Source organism: Arthrobacter sp. Sr24 (assembly GCF_054511175.1).
The window spans coordinates 1-2,225 of sequence record NZ_JBTNDB010000055.1 but is presented as its reverse complement, the minus strand read 5'-3'; the positions used below and the strand labels follow the sequence as shown (position 1 = coordinate 2,225).

The following is a 2,225-nucleotide window of genomic DNA, read 5'->3' as shown; positions in this document are numbered from 1 at the left end:
TGATGTCTGGGTGCCTGCCGTGCCCGGAAAACCGAACAACGTCCTTCAAGACATTTGTCCTTCAATGATCGGGCAAGCAGGTGATCAGGTGGTCTGAACACTACTTCCGTCGCTGACGGTGTGTCAAGATCCGACGAAAAAGACCTTGTCGGTCCCGTCGCCCGTGCGCACGGCAACCGACATGGGCAGCTGGCGGAAAGCCTCAGCCTTTAGTGCGAATGATCTTCTCGGGAATGGACAGTCCCCCACATTCCGGTATCCCGCTGAGGGCGGGTAGGCCTGAGAGGCTAGTAGCAATGCCGTGAAGTTAGGCGGCGGGTTCTGTTGTCAACCCGTTGCCGACATTGATGATTTGTATGGTCAGGCGGCCTGGTTGGGTTGGTCCGTGTGGTTTGGTTGCGCGGGCTTGGTATTTCGAGATGGCACGTTTCACGGTCCTGGGGCCGGTGCGCAGCCTGCGTGGCGGCAGAAGGTTTGCCAGGAGGTGTTCACCGATTCGTCCGGCCAGCCCGTACCATCCCCGCCCTGGATGGGCACGCACTGCCGGTCCGAGGATGATCGTGTCCCGGGCGGTGGTCAGTGCGATGGTGAAGCTGGCCCGGTCCGGATCCACGCCGGGGACGGCGTTGGTGGCCTCGCTCATCGCAGTGCGCAGCAGCTGCTCGGCGATCAGCAGGGCATAGATTTCCTGCTCGACCAATTGAATGGTGCGTGAGCGCAGGACCCTGCCGCCGAGCATGGTGGACTTGATCTCACGGAAGGCCGTCTCTATTTCCTTGTTGCTCATGATAGAGGCGCATCAACGCCTTGGCGGTGCCCTGGGCAGGGTTGGTTAGGTTCGTGACCAACCGGTAGATTTCGGTACGTTCCTCCTCGGCGGTGTGCAGGGTGATGGTCGCGGTGATGACCCTGATCTTCCTGCGGGCCAGCATCGAGAGGTAGGACCCGTCCTGAAAGACTTGATGAACGGGCAGGTCGCGGGCGTTCTTCACCCGGACCAAGTAGTGCGCCCCGGTATCGCTGATCTGGTGCAGCAGGGCCGCGGCGGCGAAGTTCCTGTCGGCCAAGACGGTCATCCCCGGCCCCATGGTTGGCAGCAGGGCCGGGGTTTGGGTTGTTTCCCCGTCACTGGTCGGTCCGAACACGACATCAACGATGCTGCGGGTGCCGCAGGCGATCAACGCCACGACCCTCGCCTGCGGGTACCCGGTGCCACCGTGGTAGCCGGCCTGTTTGCTGTACTTGGAAAGGATGTCGGCGTGTCGGGCAGGGTCAGGATCGTGCCATCCAAGGCGCAGATCCGCATGGCACCGAACCAGGCACCTTCCCCGGTGATGGTCGGTGCTGGCCCGCGCAGCCTTTCGAAGATCCACCGTAACGGCGCTACACCGATTCGCCGGCGTGCCTGGGCCAGCGCGCTGGCACTAACACTCGCCAGCATCCCGGTGCCCATACGCAGTTTGCCAAGCACCGACCTGTACCCCCGCTCGGGAAACAAGGCCAGTGCCAGCACGAAATACACGATTACCCGCGAGGGCAAAGCCCGTATGCGGCGCTCACGGCTGAGTGTCACGGTCAGGGCCGCACCCACCAGCTCAGTAGGCAGTTGCCCGCTGAGGTCACCCAAATGGGCCGGGTCCCAAACGGCTGATGTGCGGGGAAAAAGCGGTGTGGCCGCCTCACCGTCCGGAACGGATTCGCCCTGGACGGCAAGGGAATGAGACGATGGCATGCAGGAACTCCTGTGCAACATGTGAGCTTGAACATTCACATGTTTAACTGGAGTTCCATTGCGTTAAAAGGGCATCTCACATCTTGAGACAAGGCGGCCAATCAACCAGTGATGACGCGAAGTTGACGCCGGAGGTGACCGCCTAACTTCACGGCATTGAGGCAAATAGTGCCCAGATCGGAATTGCTACGTTCTACCTTTCCGCGTGCGACAGTAGCTGCCGAGGGAGGCTTTATCCCAGAGCGCGGTACAGCGAGCCATCAACGGGGCCGATCCGTGATAAACAAACTTCATCGTGGAGAGGTGCATGAAGACCCTCGCGCTTCCCTTACCCGAGGGCTTTTGACGAATATCGCCACGTAGGGAAAATCTATTGACATGCTCCGCCTAGCTGGATAGTGTTCAGACCACCTGATCACCTGCTACAGAAAATCATGTCGTCCGACCAGGACGTTGTTCGGTTTTCCGGGCACGGCAGGCACCCAGACATCAC

3 protein-coding genes are annotated in these 2,225 nt (G+C 60.7%); all 3 read right to left on the bottom strand.

All coding sequences use genetic code 11. The features are described 5' to 3' along the window. Positions 1-307: 307 nt before the first annotated feature. Genes ACX80D_RS17705 through ACX80D_RS17695 form a run of 3 tightly spaced genes read right to left on the bottom strand, consistent with a single transcriptional unit; the run spans position 308 to position 1,732 of the window. Positions 308-787: a hypothetical protein gene (locus ACX80D_RS17705; RefSeq protein ID WP_459324174.1), complete on the bottom strand. Its 480-nt coding sequence runs from the start codon at positions 785-787 to the stop codon at positions 308-310. Beyond that, complete coding sequence (locus ACX80D_RS17700) at positions 753-1,253, bottom strand: transposase (protein ID WP_459324175.1); 501 nt, start codon at positions 1,251-1,253, stop codon at positions 753-755. Before ACX80D_RS17700 ends, ACX80D_RS17705 begins: the two co-directional genes overlap by 35 nt. Continuing rightward, the gene (locus ACX80D_RS17695) at positions 1,178-1,732 is read right to left on the bottom strand and encodes a transposase domain-containing protein (RefSeq protein WP_459324173.1); all 555 of its coding nucleotides are present in this window, start codon (positions 1,730-1,732) and stop codon (positions 1,178-1,180) included. The genes ACX80D_RS17700 and ACX80D_RS17695 overlap by 76 nt, the downstream gene beginning before the upstream one ends. Positions 1,733-2,225 lie beyond the last annotated feature (493 nt).